This is a genomic window from Pseudomonas frederiksbergensis (assembly GCF_900105495.1).
Taxonomy (GTDB): domain Bacteria; phylum Pseudomonadota; class Gammaproteobacteria; order Pseudomonadales; family Pseudomonadaceae; genus Aquipseudomonas; species Aquipseudomonas frederiksbergensis.
The window spans coordinates 1,414,626-1,433,711 of record NZ_FNTF01000002.1 but is presented as its reverse complement, the minus strand read 5'-3'; the positions used below and the strand labels follow the sequence as shown (position 1 = coordinate 1,433,711).

21 protein-coding genes are annotated in these 19,086 nt (G+C 60.0%); 18 read left to right on the top strand and 3 right to left on the bottom strand.

What is annotated here, in order from left to right:
• Nucleotides 1-81: 81 nt before the first annotated feature.
• The 9 genes from argS to BLW70_RS07110 all read left to right on the top strand — a co-directional run bounded on the left by argS (nucleotide 82) and on the right by BLW70_RS07110 (nucleotide 10,849).
• Nucleotides 82-1,818, top strand: coding sequence for an arginine--tRNA ligase (gene argS, locus BLW70_RS07150; RefSeq protein ID WP_074872889.1), 1,737 nt, complete (start codon nucleotides 82-84; stop codon nucleotides 1,816-1,818).
• Between the two features lies 1 nt (nucleotide 1,819).
• On the top strand, nucleotides 1,820-2,524 hold the full coding sequence (locus BLW70_RS07145) for an SPOR domain-containing protein (protein ID WP_074872886.1): 705 nt from the start codon (nucleotides 1,820-1,822) through the stop codon (nucleotides 2,522-2,524).
• Nucleotides 2,525-2,928: 404 nt separating this feature from the next.
• Nucleotides 2,929-3,459 carry an ATP-dependent protease subunit HslV gene (hslV, locus tag BLW70_RS07140; RefSeq protein WP_007899242.1) on the top strand — a complete coding sequence of 177 codons (531 nt, stop codon included), beginning with the start codon at nucleotides 2,929-2,931 and terminating at the stop codon, nucleotides 3,457-3,459.
• A 55-nt stretch (nucleotides 3,460-3,514) separates the two neighbouring features.
• Nucleotides 3,515-4,855 (top strand): ATP-dependent protease ATPase subunit HslU, encoded by a 1,341-nt coding sequence (hslU, locus tag BLW70_RS07135; protein WP_074872883.1) that lies wholly within the window; start codon nucleotides 3,515-3,517, stop codon nucleotides 4,853-4,855.
• Between the two features lie 206 nt (nucleotides 4,856-5,061).
• Nucleotides 5,062-5,442: a gamma-butyrobetaine hydroxylase family protein gene (locus BLW70_RS07130; RefSeq protein WP_033055352.1), complete on the top strand. Its 381-nt coding sequence runs from the start codon at nucleotides 5,062-5,064 to the stop codon at nucleotides 5,440-5,442.
• Nucleotides 5,443-5,699: 257 nt separating this feature from the next.
• Nucleotides 5,700-7,379 carry a class II poly(R)-hydroxyalkanoic acid synthase gene (gene phaC / locus BLW70_RS07125; protein WP_074872880.1) on the top strand — a complete coding sequence of 560 codons (1,680 nt, stop codon included), beginning with the start codon at nucleotides 5,700-5,702 and terminating at the stop codon, nucleotides 7,377-7,379.
• A gap of 156 nt (nucleotides 7,380-7,535) precedes the next feature.
• Nucleotides 7,536-8,390 (top strand): poly(3-hydroxyalkanoate) depolymerase, encoded by an 855-nt coding sequence (gene phaZ, locus BLW70_RS07120; RefSeq protein WP_074872878.1) that lies wholly within the window; start codon nucleotides 7,536-7,538, stop codon nucleotides 8,388-8,390.
• A 128-nt stretch (nucleotides 8,391-8,518) separates the two neighbouring features.
• Nucleotides 8,519-10,201: a class II poly(R)-hydroxyalkanoic acid synthase gene (gene phaC / locus BLW70_RS07115; protein WP_074872874.1), complete on the top strand. Its 1,683-nt coding sequence runs from the start codon at nucleotides 8,519-8,521 to the stop codon at nucleotides 10,199-10,201.
• Between the two features lie 27 nt (nucleotides 10,202-10,228).
• A complete protein-coding gene (locus tag BLW70_RS07110; RefSeq protein WP_008149531.1) occupies nucleotides 10,229-10,849 on the top strand; it encodes a TetR/AcrR family transcriptional regulator in 621 nt (206 codons plus the stop codon).
• 76 nt (nucleotides 10,850-10,925) lie between these two features.
• Here the strand turns inward: BLW70_RS07110 and BLW70_RS07105 are convergent, their stop codons facing one another.
• From BLW70_RS07105 to BLW70_RS07095, 3 genes are all read right to left on the bottom strand, one after another.
• Nucleotides 10,926-11,744 carry a phasin family protein gene (locus BLW70_RS07105; RefSeq protein WP_074872871.1) on the bottom strand — a complete coding sequence of 273 codons (819 nt, stop codon included), beginning with the start codon at nucleotides 11,742-11,744 and terminating at the stop codon, nucleotides 10,926-10,928.
• Between the two features lie 10 nt (nucleotides 11,745-11,754).
• Nucleotides 11,755-12,177 carry a phasin family protein gene (locus BLW70_RS07100; RefSeq protein ID WP_074872868.1) on the bottom strand — a complete coding sequence of 141 codons (423 nt, stop codon included), beginning with the start codon at nucleotides 12,175-12,177 and terminating at the stop codon, nucleotides 11,755-11,757.
• 244 nt (nucleotides 12,178-12,421) lie between these two features.
• Nucleotides 12,422-12,697 (bottom strand): polyhydroxyalkanoic acid system family protein, encoded by a 276-nt coding sequence (locus BLW70_RS07095; protein ID WP_074872865.1) that lies wholly within the window; start codon nucleotides 12,695-12,697, stop codon nucleotides 12,422-12,424.
• A gap of 155 nt (nucleotides 12,698-12,852) precedes the next feature.
• On the opposite strand from BLW70_RS07095, the gene ubiE reads away from it, so the two are divergent.
• The 9 genes from ubiE (at nucleotide 12,853) to BLW70_RS07050 (ending at nucleotide 18,916) form a co-directional block, all read left to right on the top strand.
• Nucleotides 12,853-13,623 carry a bifunctional demethylmenaquinone methyltransferase/2-methoxy-6-polyprenyl-1,4-benzoquinol methylase UbiE gene (ubiE, locus tag BLW70_RS07090; RefSeq protein WP_007948968.1) on the top strand — a complete coding sequence of 257 codons (771 nt, stop codon included), beginning with the start codon at nucleotides 12,853-12,855 and terminating at the stop codon, nucleotides 13,621-13,623.
• Nucleotides 13,623-14,246, top strand: a complete 624-nt coding sequence (locus BLW70_RS07085; protein ID WP_074872862.1) for a ubiquinone biosynthesis accessory factor UbiJ — start codon at nucleotides 13,623-13,625, stop codon at nucleotides 14,244-14,246. The genes ubiE and BLW70_RS07085 overlap by 1 nt, the downstream gene beginning before the upstream one ends.
• Entirely contained in the window at nucleotides 14,243-15,847 is a 1,605-nt protein-coding gene (gene ubiB, locus BLW70_RS07080) for a ubiquinone biosynthesis regulatory protein kinase UbiB (protein ID WP_074872859.1), read from the top strand. Before BLW70_RS07085 ends, ubiB begins: the two co-directional genes overlap by 4 nt.
• An 80-nt stretch (nucleotides 15,848-15,927) precedes the next feature.
• Nucleotides 15,928-16,329, top strand: coding sequence for a phosphoribosyl-AMP cyclohydrolase (hisI, locus tag BLW70_RS07075; RefSeq protein ID WP_074872856.1), 402 nt, complete (start codon nucleotides 15,928-15,930; stop codon nucleotides 16,327-16,329).
• Nucleotides 16,322-16,654, top strand: a complete 333-nt coding sequence (locus BLW70_RS07070; RefSeq protein WP_003220849.1) for a phosphoribosyl-ATP diphosphatase — start codon at nucleotides 16,322-16,324, stop codon at nucleotides 16,652-16,654. The genes hisI and BLW70_RS07070 overlap by 8 nt, the downstream gene beginning before the upstream one ends.
• 25 nt (nucleotides 16,655-16,679) lie before the next feature.
• Nucleotides 16,680-16,958, top strand: coding sequence for a twin-arginine translocase TatA/TatE family subunit (locus tag BLW70_RS07065; RefSeq protein ID WP_074872853.1), 279 nt, complete (start codon nucleotides 16,680-16,682; stop codon nucleotides 16,956-16,958).
• A gap of 10 nt (nucleotides 16,959-16,968) precedes the next feature.
• Complete coding sequence (gene tatB / locus BLW70_RS07060; RefSeq protein WP_074872851.1) at nucleotides 16,969-17,421, top strand: Sec-independent protein translocase protein TatB; 453 nt, start codon at nucleotides 16,969-16,971, stop codon at nucleotides 17,419-17,421.
• Nucleotides 17,418-18,212: a twin-arginine translocase subunit TatC gene (gene tatC / locus BLW70_RS07055; protein ID WP_074872848.1), complete on the top strand. Its 795-nt coding sequence runs from the start codon at nucleotides 17,418-17,420 to the stop codon at nucleotides 18,210-18,212. Before tatB ends, tatC begins: the two co-directional genes overlap by 4 nt.
• Nucleotides 18,209-18,916, top strand: a complete 708-nt coding sequence (locus BLW70_RS07050) for a 16S rRNA (uracil(1498)-N(3))-methyltransferase (RefSeq protein ID WP_074872845.1) — start codon at nucleotides 18,209-18,211, stop codon at nucleotides 18,914-18,916. Before tatC ends, BLW70_RS07050 begins: the two co-directional genes overlap by 4 nt.
• The last annotated feature ends 170 nt before the right edge of the window (nucleotides 18,917-19,086 follow it).

Here is a 19,086-nt window from a genome sequence, read left to right as displayed (position 1 = left end):
CCCGTCTTCGCAACGGATAATGCCCAGTTTTTCCACTAGCGCATCCAGGCGCCGCCGCGCTTGCGGTCGAAAGAGAACACCATGAAAGACACCATTCGCCAGCTGATCCAACAAGCCATCACCCAACTCGTCAACGAAGGTGTGTTGCCTGAAGGCCTGTCGCCGGCGATCCAGGTGGAAAACTCCCGCGACAAGACTCACGGCGATTTCGCCAGCAACATCGCCATGATGCTGGCCAAGCCTGCGGGCATGAAGCCGCGCGACCTGGCCGAGAAAATCATCGCCGCGCTGCCGACTGACGAAAATGTCACCAAGACCGAAATCGCCGGTCCCGGTTTCCTGAACTTCTTCCAGAACACCCAGGCCCTGGCCACTCGCCTGGACGCCGCCCTGGCCGATGCCCTTATCGGCGTGCGCAAGGCGGGTCCGGTGCAGCGCACTGTCGTCGACCTGTCGGCACCGAACCTGGCCAAAGAGATGCACGTCGGCCACTTGCGCTCGACCATCATCGGCGACGGCGTGGCGCGGGTCCTGGAATTCCTCGGCGACGAAGTGATCCGTCAGAACCACGTTGGCGACTGGGGCACCCAGTTCGGCATGCTGATGGCGTATCTGCAGGAAAACCCGATCACCAGCGACGAGCTGTCGGACCTGGAAAACTTCTACCGCGCCGCCAAGCAACGCTTCGACGAATCCGAAGAATTCGCCGATCGCGCCCGTGGCCTGGTGGTCAAGCTGCAAGCCGGCGACCCGGACTGCCTGGCGCTGTGGACCAAGTTCAAAGACATCTCGCTGTCGCACTGCCAGAAAATCTACGAACTGCTGAACGTCAAACTGACCATGGCTGACGTGATGGGCGAAAGCGCCTACAACGACGACCTGATCAACGTAGTCAACGACCTCAAGGCCGCCGGCCTGCTGGTCGAAAGCAACGGCGCCCAGTGCGTGTTCCTCGACGAGTTCAAGAACGCCGACGGCGACCCGCTGCCGGTGATCATCGTCAAGGCTGACGGCGGTTACCTCTACGCCACCACCGACCTGGCGGCCGTGCGTTACCGCAGCGGTGTGCTGAAGGCCGATCGTGCGCTGTACTTCGTCGACCAGCGCCAGGCCCTGCACTTCCAGCAAGTGTTCCAGGTCGCGCGCCTGGCCGGCTTCGTGACGCACCCGATGGAAATGGAACACATGGGCTTCGGCACCATGAACGGCGCCGATGGCCGTCCGTTCAAGACCCGTGACGGCGGCACCGTGAAGCTGATCGACCTGCTGACCGAAGCCCAGGAGCGTGCCTACAACCTGGTGAAAGAAAAGAACCCGGAACTTGCCGAAGACGAACTGCGCAACATCGCCAAGGTCGTGGGCATTGGCGCGGTGAAATACGCCGACCTGTCCAAGCATCGCACCAGCGACTACAGCTTCAACTTCGACCTGATGCTGAACTTCGAAGGCAACACCGCACCGTACCTGCTGTACGCCTACACCCGCGTGGCCGGCGTGTTCCGCAAACTCGGCAAGGACTTCAGCGAAGTCGAAGGCCAGATCGTCCTCGAAGCCCCGCACGAACACGAACTGGCGGCGAAGCTCGCGCAGTTCGGCGAAGTGCTGAACAACGTGTCCGACAAAGGCACGCCGCACATCTTGTGCACCTACCTGTACGATGTCGCCGGCCTGTTCTCCAGTTTCTACGAGAACTGCCCGATCCTCAGCGCCGAGACCCCGGCACAAATGCAGAGCCGCCTGCGCCTCGCCGCGCTGACCGGTCGCACTCTCAAGCAAGGCCTGGAACTCTTGGGTCTGGAAACTCTGGAGCGTATGTAAGTTGGCTGCCAAGAAAAAACCAGCACCCAAGCGTGGCGCCAGCCGTTACCAAGCTCCTGCAAAGCAACCGATCCCGGGTTGGCTGTGGATGGCCATCGGCCTGACGGTCGGCGCTTTTCTGGTGTTCCTGATGAAACTGGAACCGGGCAAGGGTAGCGAGAGCGTCAAGCGCGAGAAGGTCGAGCAGCAGAAAGCCAAGATCGCCGAGGCCAACAAGACCCCGCCGAGCCCGACGCAACCGGTGAAGCCGAAGTACGACTTCTACACGTTGCTGCCGGAATCGGAAGTCATCGTGCCGCCGGATGCCGTGCCGGAGAAAACCCTGCCGACGCCGCAAGTGCCGGCCATTCCGACGACACCGGTTACGCCCGAGCAAGCGGCGAAGATCGATACCGCACGGGCTCAGGCCGCCCTGGCCGGGATTACCCCGCCGCCAGCGCCACCGGTGTCCAAAGCGGCGCCGGTGACCAAGTTCTTCCTGCAGGCCGGTTCGTTCCGCAAGGAAGCTGATGCGGACAAGGTTCGGGCCCAAATCATCCTGCTCGGTCAGGCGGTAGCGGTTGAATCCGGCACCGTGAAGGACGAAACCTGGTATCGGGTGCTGGTTGGTCCGTTCAGTAATCGCGAACAACTGACCACCGCCCAGAAACAACTGGCCGGCAGCGGATTCAGCAACCTGTTGTTACAACAACGCCAAAGCCGCTAACCCTTCATGATCGCTCCCACACGCAGCAAAGGAATGCAGCCCGGGACGCTCCGCGTCCTTTCCAGAGCTGGAACGCGGAGCGTCCCTTGAGGCATTCCCACGCAGAGCGTGGGAACGATCAATAAACAGCCTGCTTTTGTGGCGAGGGAGCTTGCTCCCGCTGGAGTGCGCAGCACTCCCAAATCCGGCCACCGCGATCCGTCAGACGGACCGCGGAGGCTGGGTTTACGACTGCTTCGCAGCCGAGCGGGAGCAAGCTCCCTCGCCACAGGAACTCACCCGTCCCCTTCTTTGCCACTGACACACCGCTCGTCCCCTCTCCCTTCCTGCAGTTGAAATCCTCTCCACCACCCCCATATGAGTTGGCATAAGGCATTTTCGCCCCGCTGCGTGGAGACTCTCCCTTGACCACCATCGTTTCAGTTCGCCGCCACGGCAAAGTCGTCATGGGCGGCGACGGCCAGGTTTCTCTGGGCAATACCGTGATGAAAGGCAACGCGAAGAAAGTTCGCCGCCTGTACCACGGCCAGGTGATCGCCGGTTTTGCCGGGGCCACCGCTGACGCCTTCACCCTCTTCGAGCGCTTCGAAGGCCAGCTTGAGAAACATCAGGGCCACCTGGTTCGCGCCGCTGTCGAACTCGCCAAAGAATGGCGCACTGACCGCTCCCTCAGCCGCCTCGAGGCCATGCTCGCGGTCGCGAACAAAGACGCTTCTCTGATCATCACCGGCAACGGCGACGTGGTCGAACCTGAAGAAGGTCTGATCGCCATGGGTTCCGGTGGCGGTTACGCCCAGGCTGCCGCCAGCGCGCTGCTGAAGAAAACCGACTTGTCAGCCCGGGAAATCGTCGAAACCGCCCTCGGCATCGCCGGCGACATCTGTGTATTCACCAACCACACCTTCACCATTGAGGAGCAGGACCTCGCTGAGTAAGCCTGTCTTGGCCACCACGCCACGGCTCACTTTTACCTGAGGACCGCCAATTACTATGTCCATGACTCCCCGTGAAATCGTCCACGAACTCAATCGCCATATCATCGGCCAGGACGATGCCAAGCGCGCCGTCGCCATCGCGCTGCGTAACCGCTGGCGCCGGATGCAGCTGCCTGAAGAGCTGCGCGTTGAAGTCACACCAAAAAACATCCTGATGATCGGCCCGACCGGTGTCGGTAAAACCGAGATTGCCCGTCGTCTGGCGAAACTGGCCAACGCGCCGTTCATCAAGGTCGAAGCGACCAAGTTCACCGAAGTCGGCTATGTCGGCCGCGACGTTGAATCGATCATTCGCGACCTGGCCGACGCGGCGATCAAGCTGCTGCGCGAACAGGAAATGACCAAGGTTCGCCACCGCGCCGAAGACGCCGCCGAAGATCGCATCCTCGACGCCCTGCTGCCACCGGCACGCATGGGTTTCAGCAACGAAGACGCCGGATCGTCCGCTGACTCCAACACCCGCCAACTGTTCCGCAAGCGCCTGCGCGAAGGTCAGCTGGATGACAAAGAGATCGAAATCGAAGTCGCCGAAGTGACCGGTGTCGATATTTCCGCGCCACCGGGCATGGAAGAGATGACCAACCAGTTGCAGAGCCTGTTCGCCAATATGGGCAAGGGCAAACGCAAGAGCCGCAAGATCAAGGTCAAGGAAGCGCTGAAACTGGTGCGCGACGAAGAAGCCGGTCGCCTGGTCAACGAAGAAGAGTTGAAGGCCAAGGCACTGGAAGCGGTCGAGCAACACGGCATCGTGTTCATCGACGAAATCGACAAAGTCGCCAAGCGCGGCAACTCCGGTGGCGTCGACGTCTCCCGTGAAGGCGTACAGCGCGACTTGCTGCCACTGATCGAAGGCTGCACCGTCAACACCAAACTGGGCATGGTCAAGACCGACCACATCCTGTTCATCGCGTCCGGTGCGTTCCACCTGAGCAAGCCGAGCGATCTGGTGCCAGAGCTGCAAGGTCGTCTGCCGATTCGTGTCGAACTCAAGGCGCTGACGCCTGAAGATTTCGAACGCATTCTCAGCGAGCCGCACGCGTCGCTCACCGAGCAGTATTGCGCCCTGCTGAAAACCGAAGGCCTGGTGATCGAGTTCCAGCCGGACGGCATCAAGCGCATCGCCGAGATCGCCTGGCAGGTCAACGAGAAGACCGAGAACATCGGCGCCCGTCGCCTGCACACGCTGCTGGAACGCCTGCTTGAGGAGGTGTCGTTCAGCGCCGGCGATCTGGCCAGCGCCCACGACGAAAAGCCGATCATGATCGACGCCGAATACGTCAACAGCCACTTGGGCGAATTGGCGCAGAACGAAGACCTGTCCCGTTATATCCTGTAGGTCACATTCTGTGTGAGCGGGCTTCTGTGGCGAGGGAGCTTGCTCCCGCTGGGTCGCGAAGCGGCCCCAAAATCGGCGAATGCGGTTTATCAGCAAGACCCCATTCGCCGGATTTACGACTGCTGCGCAGCCGAGCGGGAGCAAGCTCCCTCGCCACAGGATCACCCGCCGACACAGGGCCTCCATTAAGACGGACGACCGGCCCCATGACGACCCAACTCCCCACCGACATCAAACTGCACAAAGCCTCGAAAACCCTGTCGCTGAAATATGCGTCCGGCGAGGAACATCACCTGCCCGCCGAGTTCCTGCGCGTGCACTCTCCTTCCGCCGAGGTCCAGGGCCACGGCAAACCTATCCTGCAATTTGGCAAGATCGGCGTAGGCCTGACCAAGGTCGAACCGGCCGGTCAGTACGCACTGAAATTGACCTTCGACGACGGCCACGACAGCGGCCTGTTCACTTGGGAATATCTGTACCAGCTGGGCGTGCGCCAAGAGGATCTCTGGAACGATTATCTTGCCGAACTCAAAGCCGCCGGAAAGACCCGCGACCCGAACGAATCCATCGTCAAGCTGATGCTCTAACTCGGGCCTCTCGCTCATTAGAAGGCATTTTCTAATTCCATCTGTTTGAATGCTCCGCGTTTGGGCCAACGATTGGCCTGCTTGCGAAAAAAATTAAACTCGGGTAACCAATGGTGCTGGCAAGGTACCTGCAGTGCTCTCTGAACTAAAAAGCAGCGATGCAGAATTAACGGTCACCCGAGCAGTAGTACCTGGCACTGGCTGTGGACTGCACAGCTGGACCCAGGTACTCGTCTCAGGACAATGGAGCGTCGTAGATGAGTAACAAGAATAACGATGACCTGAAACTTCAGGCCTCGGAAAATACCTTGGGGCTGAATCCCGTCGTTGGACTGCGTAGAAAAGATCTGTTGGGCTCTGCCCGTATGGTGCTGACCCAGGCCATCAAACAACCGATTCATAGTGCAAAGCATGTCGCTCATTTCGGTATCGAACTGAAGAACGTGCTGTTCGGCAAATCTGCGCTGCAACCGACAAGCGATGACCGTCGCTTCCACGACCCGGCCTGGAGTCAGAACCCGCTCTACAAACGTTATTTGCAAACTTACCTGGCGTGGCGCAAGGAACTCCACGACTGGATCGGCGAAAGCAATCTCTCGCCCAAGGACGTCGCACGCGGGCATTTCGTGATCAACCTCATGACCGAAGCCATGGCCCCGACCAACAGTGCGGCCAACCCGGCGGCGGTCAAACGCTTCTTCGAAACCGGCGGTAAAAGCCTGCTCGACGGCCTCTCCCATCTGGCCAAGGACCTGGTGCACAACGGCGGCATGCCGAGCCAGGTCAACATGGGCGCGTTCGAGGTCGGCAAGAGCCTGGGCGTCACCGAAGGCGCGGTGGTGTTTCGCAATGACGTGCTGGAACTGATCCAGTACCGGCCGACCACCGAACAGGTGCACGAGCGCCCACTGCTGGTGGTACCACCGCAGATCAACAAGTTCTATGTTTTCGATCTGAGTCCGGACAAGAGCCTGGCGCGCTTCTGCCTGCGCAACAACATGCAGACGTTCATCGTCAGCTGGCGCAACCCGACCAAGGAGCAGCGTGAGTGGGGCCTGTCGACCTACATCGAAGCGCTCAAGGAAGCCGTCGACGTGGTCACCGCGATCACCGGCAGCAAAGACATCAACATGCTCGGCGCCTGCTCCGGCGGTATCACCTGCACCGCCTTGCTGGGCCACTACGCCGCACTCGGCGAGAAAAAGGTCAACGCCCTGACGCTGCTGGTCAGCGTGCTGGACACCACCCTGGACAGCGACGTGGCACTGTTCGTCGACGAGCAGACCCTCGAATCCGCCAAGCGCCACTCCTACCAGGCCGGCGTACTGGAAGGCCGCGACATGGCGAAAGTTTTCGCCTGGATGCGCCCCAACGACCTGATCTGGAACTATTGGGTCAACAACTACCTGCTGGGCAACGAGCCGCCGGTGTTCGACATCCTGTTCTGGAACAACGACACCACACGGTTGCCCGCTGCGTTCCACGGCGACCTGATCGAGATGTTCAAGACCAACCCACTGATCCGTCCTGATGCACTGGAAGTGTGCGGTACGCCGATCAATCTGAAGCAGGTCACTGCCGACATCTACTCCCTGGCCGGAACCAACGACCACATCACTCCGTGGAAGTCCTGCTACAAGTCGGCACAACTGTTCGGTGGCAAGGTTGAGTTCGTGCTGTCCAGCAGCGGGCATATCCAGAGCATTCTGAACCCGCCGGGCAATCCGAAATCGCGCTACATGACCAGCTCCGAAATGCCGGTCAAGGCCGAGGAGTGGCAAGAAAATTCCACCAAGCACACCGATTCCTGGTGGTTGCACTGGCAGGCATGGCAAGCCGAGCGTTCGGGCGAGCTGAAAAAGTCCCCGACCAAACTGGGCAACAAGGCTTATCCAGCAGGTGAAGCTGCACCAGGCACGTATGTGCATGAGCGGTAACTGACACACCTCGCGCCCCTGTGGGAGCGGGCTTGCTCGCGAAAGCGATTGATCATTCAACAGTGATGTCGACTGACCTGACGCATTCGCGAGCAAGCCTGCTCCCACAGGGGATCGGGGGTGAAATTGAGAGAGTGACCCCACAGGGCTTGAAGCATGCCGCAACCGTTCATATTTCGTACCGTCGACCTGGATGGCCAGACCCTCCGCACGGCGGTACGCCCCGGCAAGCCTCACTTGACGCCCTTGCTGATTTTCAACGGCATCGGCGCCAACCTGGAGCTGGTGTTTCCGTTCGTCGCGGCGTTGGACCCGGACCTTGAGGTCATCGCCTTCGACGTTCCTGGTGTCGGCGGTTCGTCGACGCCAAGGCAACCGTATCGCTTTCCGGGCCTGGCAAAACTCACGGCGCGGATGCTCGACTATCTCGACTACGGGCAAGTCAACGTGATTGGCGTGTCGTGGGGTGGCGCCCTGGCGCAGCAGTTCGCCTACGACTATCCCGAGCGCTGCAAGAAACTCGTTCTGGCGGCCACGGCGGCTGGCACGGTGATGGTGCCGGGCAAGCCTAAAGTCCTGTGGATGATGGCCAGCCCACGACGCTATATCCAGCCATCCCACGTGATTCGCATTGCGCCGATGATCTATGGCGGTGCGTTCCGTCGTGATCCGACCCTGGCCGCCAGCCATGCCGCCAAGGTCCGCTCGGCAGGCAAGCTCGGTTACTACTGGCAGCTGTTCGCCGGCCTCGGCTGGACCAGCATTCACTGGCTGCACAAGATCCACCAGCCAACCCTGATACTGGCCGGTGACGACGATCCGCTGATCCCGTTGGTCAACATGCGCTTACTGGCCTGGCGGATTCCCAACGCCCAGTTGCACATCATCGATGACGGGCATCTGTTCCTGATTACCCGGGCCGAAGCAGTGGCACCGATCATCATGAAGTTTCTCCAGGAAGAACGTCAGCGTGCCGTGATGCATCCGCATCCGGCGCCATTGGGCGGCTAATCGGCCCTGGCTTTTGTTACAAAAAGGGGTCGGGAAGACGCAGCGCCGCGCAACAATCCGCAACAGCGTCTATGGTGTTCTGGTTCGGTGTATCTGTATTTGGCCTGAAGACGAAGGAGTGTTGATTCATGCGCGAAAAGCCAGCGAGGGAATTTCTATCCACTCCCGCCGCGTTCATTAATGCGCAAAGTGCAATTACCGGTCTGCGTGGTCGGGATCTGTTTTCGACCCTGCGCAGCGTTGCCGCCCATGGATTGCGCAACCCGGTGCACACCGCCCGACACGCCTTGAAGCTAGGCGGTCAACTGGGCCGAATCCTGCTGGGTGAAACCTTGTACCCGACCAATCCGCAGGACAATCGCTTTGCCGACCCGGCGTGGAGCCTCAATCCTTTTTATCGCCGTAGCTTGCAGGCCTACCTGAGCTGGCAGAAGCAGGTCAAACAGTGGATCGACGAGAGCAACATGACCCCGGACGATCGCGCCCGCGCGCACTTCGCGTTCGCCTTGCTCAACGACGCCATGGCACCGTCCAACAGCCTGCTTAATCCAATGGCGATCAAGGAGATCTTCAACTCCGGCGGCAACAGCCTGGTGCGAGGCATCAGCCACCTGGTCGATGATTTATTGCACAACGACGGCCTGCCCAGACAAGTCACCAAGCAAGCTTTCGAAGTCGGCAAAACAGTCGCTACCACTACGGGCTCCGTGGTGTTTCGCAATGAGCTGCTGGAGTTGATCCAGTACAAGCCCATGAGCGAAAAGCAGTATTCCAAACCGCTGCTGGTGGTGCCGCCACAGATCAACAAGTACTACATTTTCGACCTGAGCCCGCACAACAGCTTCGTCCAGTTCGCCCTGAAGAACGGCCTGCAAACCTTCATGATCAGCTGGCGCAATCCGGATGTGCGTCATCGCGAATGGGGGCTGTCCACGTACGTCGAAGCCGTCGAAGAAGCGATGAATGTGTGCCGGGCGATCACTGGCGCCCGCGAGGTCAACCTGATGGGCGCCTGCGCGGGCGGGCTGACCATTGCCGCCCTGCAAGGCCATTTGCAGGCCAAGCGACAACTTCGGCGGGTGTCCAGCGCGACCTATCTCGTGAGCCTGCTCGACAGCCAGATGGACTCGCCTGCGACCCTCTTCGCCGACGAACAGACGCTTGAAGCGGCCAAGCGTCGCTCCTATCAGAAAGGCGTGCTGGACGGCCGCGACATGGCCAAGGTCTTCGCCTGGATGCGCCCCAACGATTTGATCTGGAGCTATTTCGTTAACAACTACCTGTTGGGCAAAGAACCTCCGGCGTTCGACATCCTCTACTGGAACAACGACAACACACGTTTGCCGGCAGCCTTGCACGGCGACTTGCTGGACTTCTTCAAACACAACCCGCTGAGTCATCCGGGTGGTCTGGAAGTGTGCGGCACGCCGATCGATTTGCAGAAAGTCACCGTCGACAGTTTCAGCGTCGCCGGCATCAACGACCACATCACCCCGTGGGATGCGGTGTATCGCTCGACCCTGCTGCTGGGTGGCGAACGGCGCTTCGTGTTGTCCAACAGCGGGCATGTGCAGAGCATTCTCAACCCACCCTCAAACCCGAAAGCCCACTTCGTCGAGAGCACGAAGCTGAGCACTGACCCACGGGCCTGGTATTACGACGCCAAGCAAGTCGATGGCAGTTGGTGGACCCAATGGCTGGGCTGGATTCAAGAACGTTCAGGTGCGCAAAAAGAGACACGCATGGTGCTTGGCAACCAGAACTATCCACCGATGGAGGCAGCACCCGGTACTTACGTGCGTGTGCGCTGACGTTCAACGAACCATTAAGAAGACTGGATGAAAACCCGCGACCGGATTCTCGAATGTGCTTTGCAGTTGTTCAATCACAAGGGCGAGCCGAACGTTTCCACCATGGAAGTGGCCAACGAAATGGGCATCAGCCCGGGCAACCTCTACTACCACTTTCACGGCAAGGAGCCGTTGATTCTCGGACTGTTCGAGCGCTTCCAGGCCGAACTGGCGCCCCTGCTCGATCCCCCGGCCGATGTGGAGCTGGCACCGGAAGATTACTGGTTGTTCCTGCACCTGATCGTCGAACGCCTGGCCCATTACCGGTTTCTGTTCCAGGACCTGTCGAACCTCGCCGGGCGCTTGCCGAAACTGGCCAAGGGCATACGCAACCTGCTCAATGCGCTGAAGCGCACACTGGCTTCGTTGCTCGCTCGATTGAAGGCTCAGGGGCAATTGGTCAGCGATACCCAGGCGTTGGGGCAGTTGGTGGAACAGATCACCATGACGCTGCTGTTCTCGCTGGACTATCAGCGGATTCTTGATCGCGAGGGCGAGGTGAGATTGGTGGTGTACCAGATCATGATGCTGGTGGCGCCGCATCTGTTGCCGCCGATCAAGGTCGCGACGGAGCAGATGGCCCTTCAATACCTCGAAGAACACGAGTAACCCTGTGGTGTTCATTAATCTGTGCACAAAAAAACGCCCGACCTTTGCAGGCCGGGCGTTTTCTTGAGCCCTGGAATCAGGACTGACTGGTTGGCGTCGAAGGAACTGGCGCGACAGTCGGGGTTGCAGCAGGGGTCGGCGCAGTTGCGGAGTTCGATGCACTGACCGGGGCCGGGGTTGCCGGTTTGGCGGCAGCCGCTGCTGGTTTTGGTGCAGCCGCTTTCGGCGCTGCCGGCTTTTTCACCGCTGGCTTCTTCGCTGCGGCAGGTTTGGCCGCTGGCTTGGTAGCGGGTTTGGCCGCTGCAGTTTTGGCAGCCGGTTTAGCGGCTGGTTTTGCTGCTGCCTTGGCCGCTGCAGGTTTCGCTGCGGCAGTTTTGGCCGCTGGTTTGGCAGCCGGTTTAGCGGCAGCTTTGGCCAGTGGTTTGGCAGCGGACTTGGCTGCAGGTTTGGCCGCCGCGGTTTTCGCCGCAACAGGCGCTACCTTGGCACCGGTGAGTTTTTCGATTTGCTTGGTCAGGGTATCGACCTTGCTGTGCAGTGCCTTGACTTCATTGCGGCTCGGTACACCCAGGCGCGAAATGGCGCTGTTCAGACGCTTGTCGAAAGCCCCTTCCAGCTCATCCCACTTGCCCAGTGCGCGATCTTTCACACCGCTGATGCGCGACTTGGCCGACGTAGCAGAGTCCTTGGCAGCATCGACTTTTTTGCCGACAGCGCTCTTGGTGAGCTTCTCGGCTTTCTCGCCGTCTTTAACCAATGCATCGAAGAGCTTGCTGCCGTCAGTGTCGATCTTCGAGTACACGCCTAAACCAGCCAGCCAGATTTTGCGGGAGTAGTCTTCGACTTTCCCAATCCACGAGCTGCCTTCTTTTTCGGTGTTCTTTTTACCAGCCATCCCGTTCTCCTTAAGATTTACGCGCGACGCGTTCGAGCAATGCCGTCAGCTCATCGAGCTTGGCAGAGAGTGTCTCAACGTCATGTTTAGACGGAATGCCGATACGATTCAAGGTACTTGCGACACGCGAGTCAAAAGCCTTCTCGACCTTGTCGAGTTGAAGTTCGACCTTGCCTTTGAAAGTGCTCACTTCACTCTTGGCTTCATCGATCTCGGCATTGGCCGCTTCAAGCTTCTCGGCAACTACTTTTTTGCCTTTCTTTTCAACAGTTTGACCAGCCTTTACCAACTCTTGAAAGTACTCGCTGCCCTCTTGGCCGACCTTGGTGTAGGCACCCAGGCCTGCCAGCCAGATCTTGCGGGCATAAGATTTAACGTCGCTCAGAGCAGTCGTCGAAGCGTCGATTTTTTTCTTCAAAATAACTTTGGCCATGGTGCACCTCACGCGCAGAAGGTTTGAGGAACTGCCCGCGAAAGCGTCGGGCTCAGGCACAAAGTAGTGAGAATAATTAGAAACGGCACCCTAACAACTGACACAAACCCTTGGGCACACCACAAAACAAATGTGGGAGTGAGCCTGCTCGCGATAGCGGTCTATCAGTCGAAATCAATGTTGATTGACAGACCGCTATCGCGAGCAGGCTCACTCCTACAGGAGAAGGGATTTCAATCGGGGATCACGCCAACGCTTTATCCAGCGCCTTTTCGATTTCCGATTTGATGGTGCCGCTCATGGCTGACATCAACAGACCCAGTTCGACATCGACCTTGATCGAGTCCTCGCCCACATACACCGCGCCTTTCACACCGGAACGCTTGAGGTTCAGGGTGTCGCCGGACCATTGCGGCTCCAGGCCATATTGATCGGACAGTTTCTGCGCCAACAGATCAGCCTTCTCGCGGGCCGCTTCCTTACCCAGGCCATGGGCACGCTCAACACTAATACGGGCCATCGAATGACTCCTGCTTTATGAATACTTTCCTGAAGCATCTTGACCGCTACTGCGGCAAAACGTCCCGGCGGTTAGCTATCTTACCTGCAGCCTTGCCAAGACAAAGCAGGCCACCAGGATTAGAATGTCCCGCATTCTCTTTTGGTGACAGCGATATGACTGATCAGCGCAAAGGCAGCGATGCCGAACCCACCACTCACTTCGGCTTCAAAAACGTTCCGGAAAGCCAGAAAGCGGAAAAAGTCGCTGAGGTATTCCACTCGGTAGCCGCCAAGTACGACTTGATGAACGACCTCCTGTCTGGCGGCATGCACCGTCTGTGGAAGCGTTTCGCGATCGAGCTGTCGGGCGTTCGCACCGGTAACCGCGTGCTGGACATCGCCGGCGGCACGGGCGACCTGACCAAGAAGTTCTCGCACCTCGTTGGCCCGACCGGCCAGGTCGTGTTGGCCGACATCAACGAATCCATGCTCAAGGTCGGTCGTGACCGCCTGCTGGACCTGGGTGTGGCCGGCAACGTCGAATTCGTCCAGGCCGACGCTGAAAAGCTGCCGTTCCCGGACAACCATTTCGACTGCGTGACCATCGCTTTCGGCCTGCGCAACGTTACCCATAAAGAAGACGCCCTGCGCTCGATGCTGCGCGTGCTGAAACCGGGCGGCCGTTTGCTGGTGCTGGAATTCTCCAAACCGACCAACGCGCTGATGTCCAAAGCCTACGACGCCTACTCGTTCGCCTTCATGCCGCTGATGGGCAAGCTGATCACCAACGACTCGGAAAGCTATCGCTATCTGGCCGAATCGATCCGCATGCACCCGAATCAGGAAACCCTGAAATCGATGATGGTCGAAGCCGGTTTCGACCGCGTGACCTACCACAACATGACCGCAGGCATCGTCGCCCTGCACCGTGGCATCAAGCCCTGATGTTGCTGGCCGGCCTGCTCGCCAGCGTTGAACTCGGTCTGAACCGGGTGCTGCGTCTCGACAGCACGGCGTTGCCGCGGCTGGCGCATTTGAGTGGCAAGGTGATTGCCGTCGACTGCCGCAGCCCGGCACTGCAACTGTTCATCCTGCCCAGCGACGAAGGCCTGATGCTGGCTTCCCAGTGGGAAACCGGCGCCGACTGCACCTTGCGCGCACCGGCCTCCAGCCTGTTGAAACTGGCCATGAGCAAGGACAAGACTTCGATCCTGCATGCTCCTGAAGTCGAACTCGATGGCGACAGCGGCGTGCTGCTGGAACTGGCGGCGATCCTTCAGGACCTTGAACTGGACTGGGAGTACGAACTCTCGCGCTGGCTGGGGCCTGTCGCCACGCAACTGCTCGGCGGTCACCTGCGCAGTCGCGCACGCTGGTATCAGCAAGGGTTCGCCAGCCTCAATCAGAACCTTGGCGAATACCTGGCCGAAGAATCGCGCACCCTCGTCGGTCAGCGCGAAGCCGAAGCCCGTTTCAGTGAACTGGACCAGATCAAACTCGATCTGGAACGTCTCGAGGCGCGTTTCGAGCGCCTCTCCCGATCCCTCGACCCAAGCGATAACGCATGAAGCTGCTTGCCGTCCGCCGTTTGTTGCGCATCCAGCGCGTTGTGATTCGCTACCGCCTCGATGACCTGTTGTTCGCCCTGCCACTGCCGTGGTTTCTGTTGGCGTTGCGCTACGCCTTGCCGTGGCGCTGGTTCCCGCGCAAGACGCTGGACCTGAGCCGCGGCGCACGATTGCGTCTGGCGTTGCAGGACCTGGGACCGATTTTCATCAAGTTCGGGCAAATCCTGTCCACCCGCCGCGACTTGCTGCCGGAAGACATCGCCGATGAGCTGATGAAACTGCAGGACCGCGTACCGCCGTTCGACTCGCAAGTGTCGGTCAGGCTGATCGAAGAACAGCTCGGCAAAAAGATCAGCGAAGTCTTCAGCCGCTTCGACGTCGAACCGCTGGCCTCGGCGTCGGTGGCGCAAGTGCATGCCGCGCAGCTGAAAACCGGTGAAGAAGTGGTGGTCAAGGTGATCCGCCCGGGCCTCAAACCGATCATTGCGCAGGATCTGGCGTGGCTGTTCATCCTCGCCCGCGCCGCCGAAAAACTCTCGGCCGACGCGCGCCTGCTGCACCCGGTGGACGTGGTCCAGGACTACGAAAAAACCATCTACGACGAACTCGACCTGTTGCGTGAAGCGGCCAACGCCAGCCAGTTGCGGCGTAACTTCGACGGCTCGGAGCTGCTCTACGTGCCGCAAGTCTATTGGGACTGGTGCCGGCCGAAAGTGCTGGTGATGGAGCGCATCTACGGCATCCAGGTCACTGACCTCGCGACCCTCGCCGACCAGCGCACCGACATGAAAATGCTCGCCGAACGCGGCGTTGAGATCTTCTTCACCCAGGTGTTCCGCGACAGCTTTTTCCACGCCGACATGCACCCCGGCAACATCTTCGTCAGCACCGTGAACCCGTGGAGCCCGCAGTACATTGCGATCGACTGCGGCATCGTCGGCAGCCTGACCCCGGAAGACCAGGACTATCTGGCGCGCAACCTGTTCGCGTTCTTCAAGCGTGATTACCGTCGTGTGGCGCAGTTGCACATCGATTCGGGGTGGGTGCCGGCGGAAACCAAACTCAACGAATTCGAGGCGGCGATCCGCACCGTGTGCGAGCCGATCTTCGAAAAACCGTTAAAGGATATTTCTTTCGGCCAGGTGCTGATGCGCCTGTTCCAGACCGCCCGACGCTTCAACATGGAAGTGCAGCCGCAGCTCGTGTTGCTGCAAAAAACCCTGTTGAACATCGAAGGCCTGGGCCGTCAGTTGTACCCGGACCTCGATTTGTGGAACACCGCCCAGCCGTTCCTCGAACGCTGGATGCGTGAGCGCGTCAGCCCCAAAGCCTTGATCGGCAACGTGCAGAGCCAGTTCGAACAACTGCCGCACCTGGCCAACATGGCCCGCGACCTGCTCGAACGCATGTCCCAGCCCCACGCCTACGACCCGCCGCCTCCGTGGCACCGGCGCAAGGACGATTGGCTACTGCGACTGCTCGGCTGTGCGCACCTGGCCGGCGGCACCATACTCGCTGCCGGCGGGCCGCTGAACGAACTGGGGCATTGGCCGGCCGGGATCATGGTGGCGGTCGGTTTGTATCTGGTCGTTCGTCGATAGCCAGCGCCCCCACACGCTGGCACACTGTTTCAACGCTTGGGTTCTACTCATGAAGTGTGGAACCGCTGTCGGAGTCGAAGATGAAAAACTGGCTGGACGAGATCAAGTGGGACGCCGACGGCCTGGTGCCGGCGATTGCCCAGGATCACAAGACCGGGCGCGTCCTGATGATGGCCTGGATGAACCGTGAAGCGCTGGAACTGACCGCTGCCGAGAACCGCGCCATTTACTGGTCACGTTCCCGTGGCAAGCTGTGGCGCAAGGGCGAAGAGTCCGGCCACGTGCAAATCCTGCATGAGATGCGCCTGGACTGTGACGCCGACGTGATCATCCTGATGGTCGAGCAGATCGGCGACATCGCTTGCCATACCGGTCGTCAGAGCTGCTTCTACCGCGTCTTCGAGAACGGCGACTGGAAAACCGTCGACCCGGTGCTCAAAGACCCGCACGCCATCTACTGCGCAGGACACACCCATGAGTGACACGTTGACCCGTCTGGCCCAGGTGCTGGAAGAGCGCAAAGGCGCCGCCGCCGACAGCTCGTATGTCGCCAGCCTTTACCACAAGGGCTTGAACAAGATTCTGGAAAAAGTCGGCGAAGAGTCGGTCGAAACCATCATTGCCGCCAAGGATGCCGCCATCAGCGGTGACTGCAGCGATGTGATCTACGAAACCGCCGATTTGTGGTTCCACAGCATGGTCATGCTCGCCCAACTGGGACAGCATCCTCAGGCTGTGCTCGATGAACTGGACCGTCGTTTCGGTCTGTCCGGACACGTCGAGAAAGCCTCGCGTCCGTCCGCCTGAACAACTATTAGAGAGGAGCAGCGACATGGGCATTTTTGACTGGAAACACTGGATCGTCATCCTGGTTGTTGTCGTGCTGGTGTTCGGCACCAAGAAACTGAAAAACCTCGGCACTGATGTGGGCGAGTCGATCAAGGGCTTCAAAAAAGCCATGAGCGATGAAGACAAACCAGCCGATCCGACAGTGACACCGGCCCAACCGGTTCCACCCGCGCAGCCACAGACCACTCAGTCCGTGAACCAGCCGCACACCATCGACGTGCAGGCGCAAAAAGTCGAAGAGCCGATCCGCAAAGACGTGTGAGCACTGACTAATGTTTGGTATCAGCTTCTCTGAACTGCTGCTCGTCGGCCTCGTGGCCCTGCTGGTGCTGGGTCCCGAGCGTTTGCCGGGTGCTGCGCGCACCGCTGGCCTGTGGGTCGGCCGTCTGAAGCGCAGCTTCAACGCGATCAAACAGGAAGTTGAACGTGAAATCGGTGCCGACGAGATTCGTCGGCAGCTGCACAACGAGCACATTCTGTCGCTGGAGCAGGAGGCGCGGAAGATCTTCACGCCGACTCAGCAGGAGGCCACGCCGGTTCAGCCGGTTGAGCCTGTGGCGGAGCAGACGATTCATGCTCCGGCCGCTGCCGAACCTGCACCTGTTGTAGCAGCCGCTGAACCGGCGCCCGTTGTTGCAACCACCCCGGCTGAACCTGTTGCTCCTGCCGCCGCGCCGACAACGCCGGCTCCTCACGACACCACTTTGCCGCCGCGAGTCTCATGAGCGATCTCCCCGAAAATGACCAGCACATGCCGCTGGTTTCGCACCTCACCGAGTTGCGTACCCGCCTGCTGCGCTGTGTAGCGGCGATCTTCATCATCTTCGCCGGGTTGTTTGCCTTCACCCAGCAGATCTACACCTTCGTCTCCACACCACTGCGGCAATACCTGCCTGTGGGCGCGACGATGATCGCCACCGATGTGTCGTCGCCGTTCCTGACGCCGCTGAAGCTGACGATGATGGTCTCGCTGTTCCTGGCGATCCCGGTGATCCTGCATCAGATCTGGGGCTTTATCGCGCCAGGCCTGTACAAGCATGAGAAGCGCATTGCGGTGCCGCTGCTGGTGTCCAGCATCATGCTGTTCTACACCGGCATGGCGTTCGCCTATTACCTGGTGTTCCCGCTGATCTTCAAATTCTTCGCCGCCGCCACCCCGGCCGGCGTGGAAATGATGACCGACATCAGCAGCTACCTCGACTTCGTCATGACGCTGTTCTTCGCCTTCGGCGTAGCGTTCGAAATTCCGGTGGCCGTGGTGCTGCTGGTGTGGATCGGCGTGGTCAACGTCGCTTACCTGAGGAAAATCCGCCCGTACGTGATCATCGGCTGCTTCGTGGTCGGCATGATCCTGACGCCACCGGACATCTTCTCGCAGACCCTGTTGGCCGTACCGATGTGGCTGCTGTTTGAAATCGGCATTCTGTTCGGCGGCCTGATCAGCAAGCGCGGCGAGCACCCTGACGACCAACCGGCCGACGACCCCAACGACCAGCCGCCAGCGACTCAACCGTGAACCTGCTGCTGCTCGAAGAGGCCGACTTCATTGCGGCCGACCGGGCGATCCTGCGTGATCGCCGGTTGACGCACATGCAGGAAGTCCACCGTTCGGTTGTCGGCGATAGCCTGCGGGTGGGGCGTATCGGCGGGCTGATGGGCTCGGCCGAACTGCTGCGCCTGGACGCCGATGAAGCCGAACTGCGCGTCACACTCGACCAGCCTCCACCGGCCAAGCTGCCACTGACCCTGGTGCTGGCCCTGCCACGGCCGAAAATGCTGCGTAGGGTGTTCCAGACCGTGGCGGCCATGGGTGTGCCACGAATCATTCTGGTGAACAGCTATCGCGTCGAGAAGAGCTTCTGGCAAACGCCGTTCCTGGAGCCCGAGGCGATTCGCGAGCAGTTGATCCTTGGCCTTGAGCAGGCCCGGGACAGCGTGCTGCCGCAGATTGTCATCGAGAAACGCTTCAAGCCGTTCGTCGAGGACCGTCTGCCGGCGATTACCGAGGGCACCCTCGGCCTCGTCGGCCACCCCGGCAATTACCCGCCCTGCCCTCGTGGCCTGGACGAAGCGGTAACCCTGGCCATTGGCCCCGAAGGTGGCTGGATTCCTTACGAAATCGAGCTGCTCGGCAAGTCCGGCCTGCATCCGGTGCAACTCGGCGACCGCATCCTGCGGGTCGAAACCGCCATCACCGCGCTGCTCGCCCGCCTTTTCTAAGGTCAAACACCCTACCTGTGGCGAGGGAGCTTGCTCCCGCTTGGGCGCGAAGCGGCCACCGTTTTTCTCCATAAGAACTCATCCACCGGTTTCACGACGGCTTCGCCGCCGAGCGGGAGCAAGCTCCCTCGCCACAGGTGATTTTGCCTGCCCGTATATGGGTAGCACCT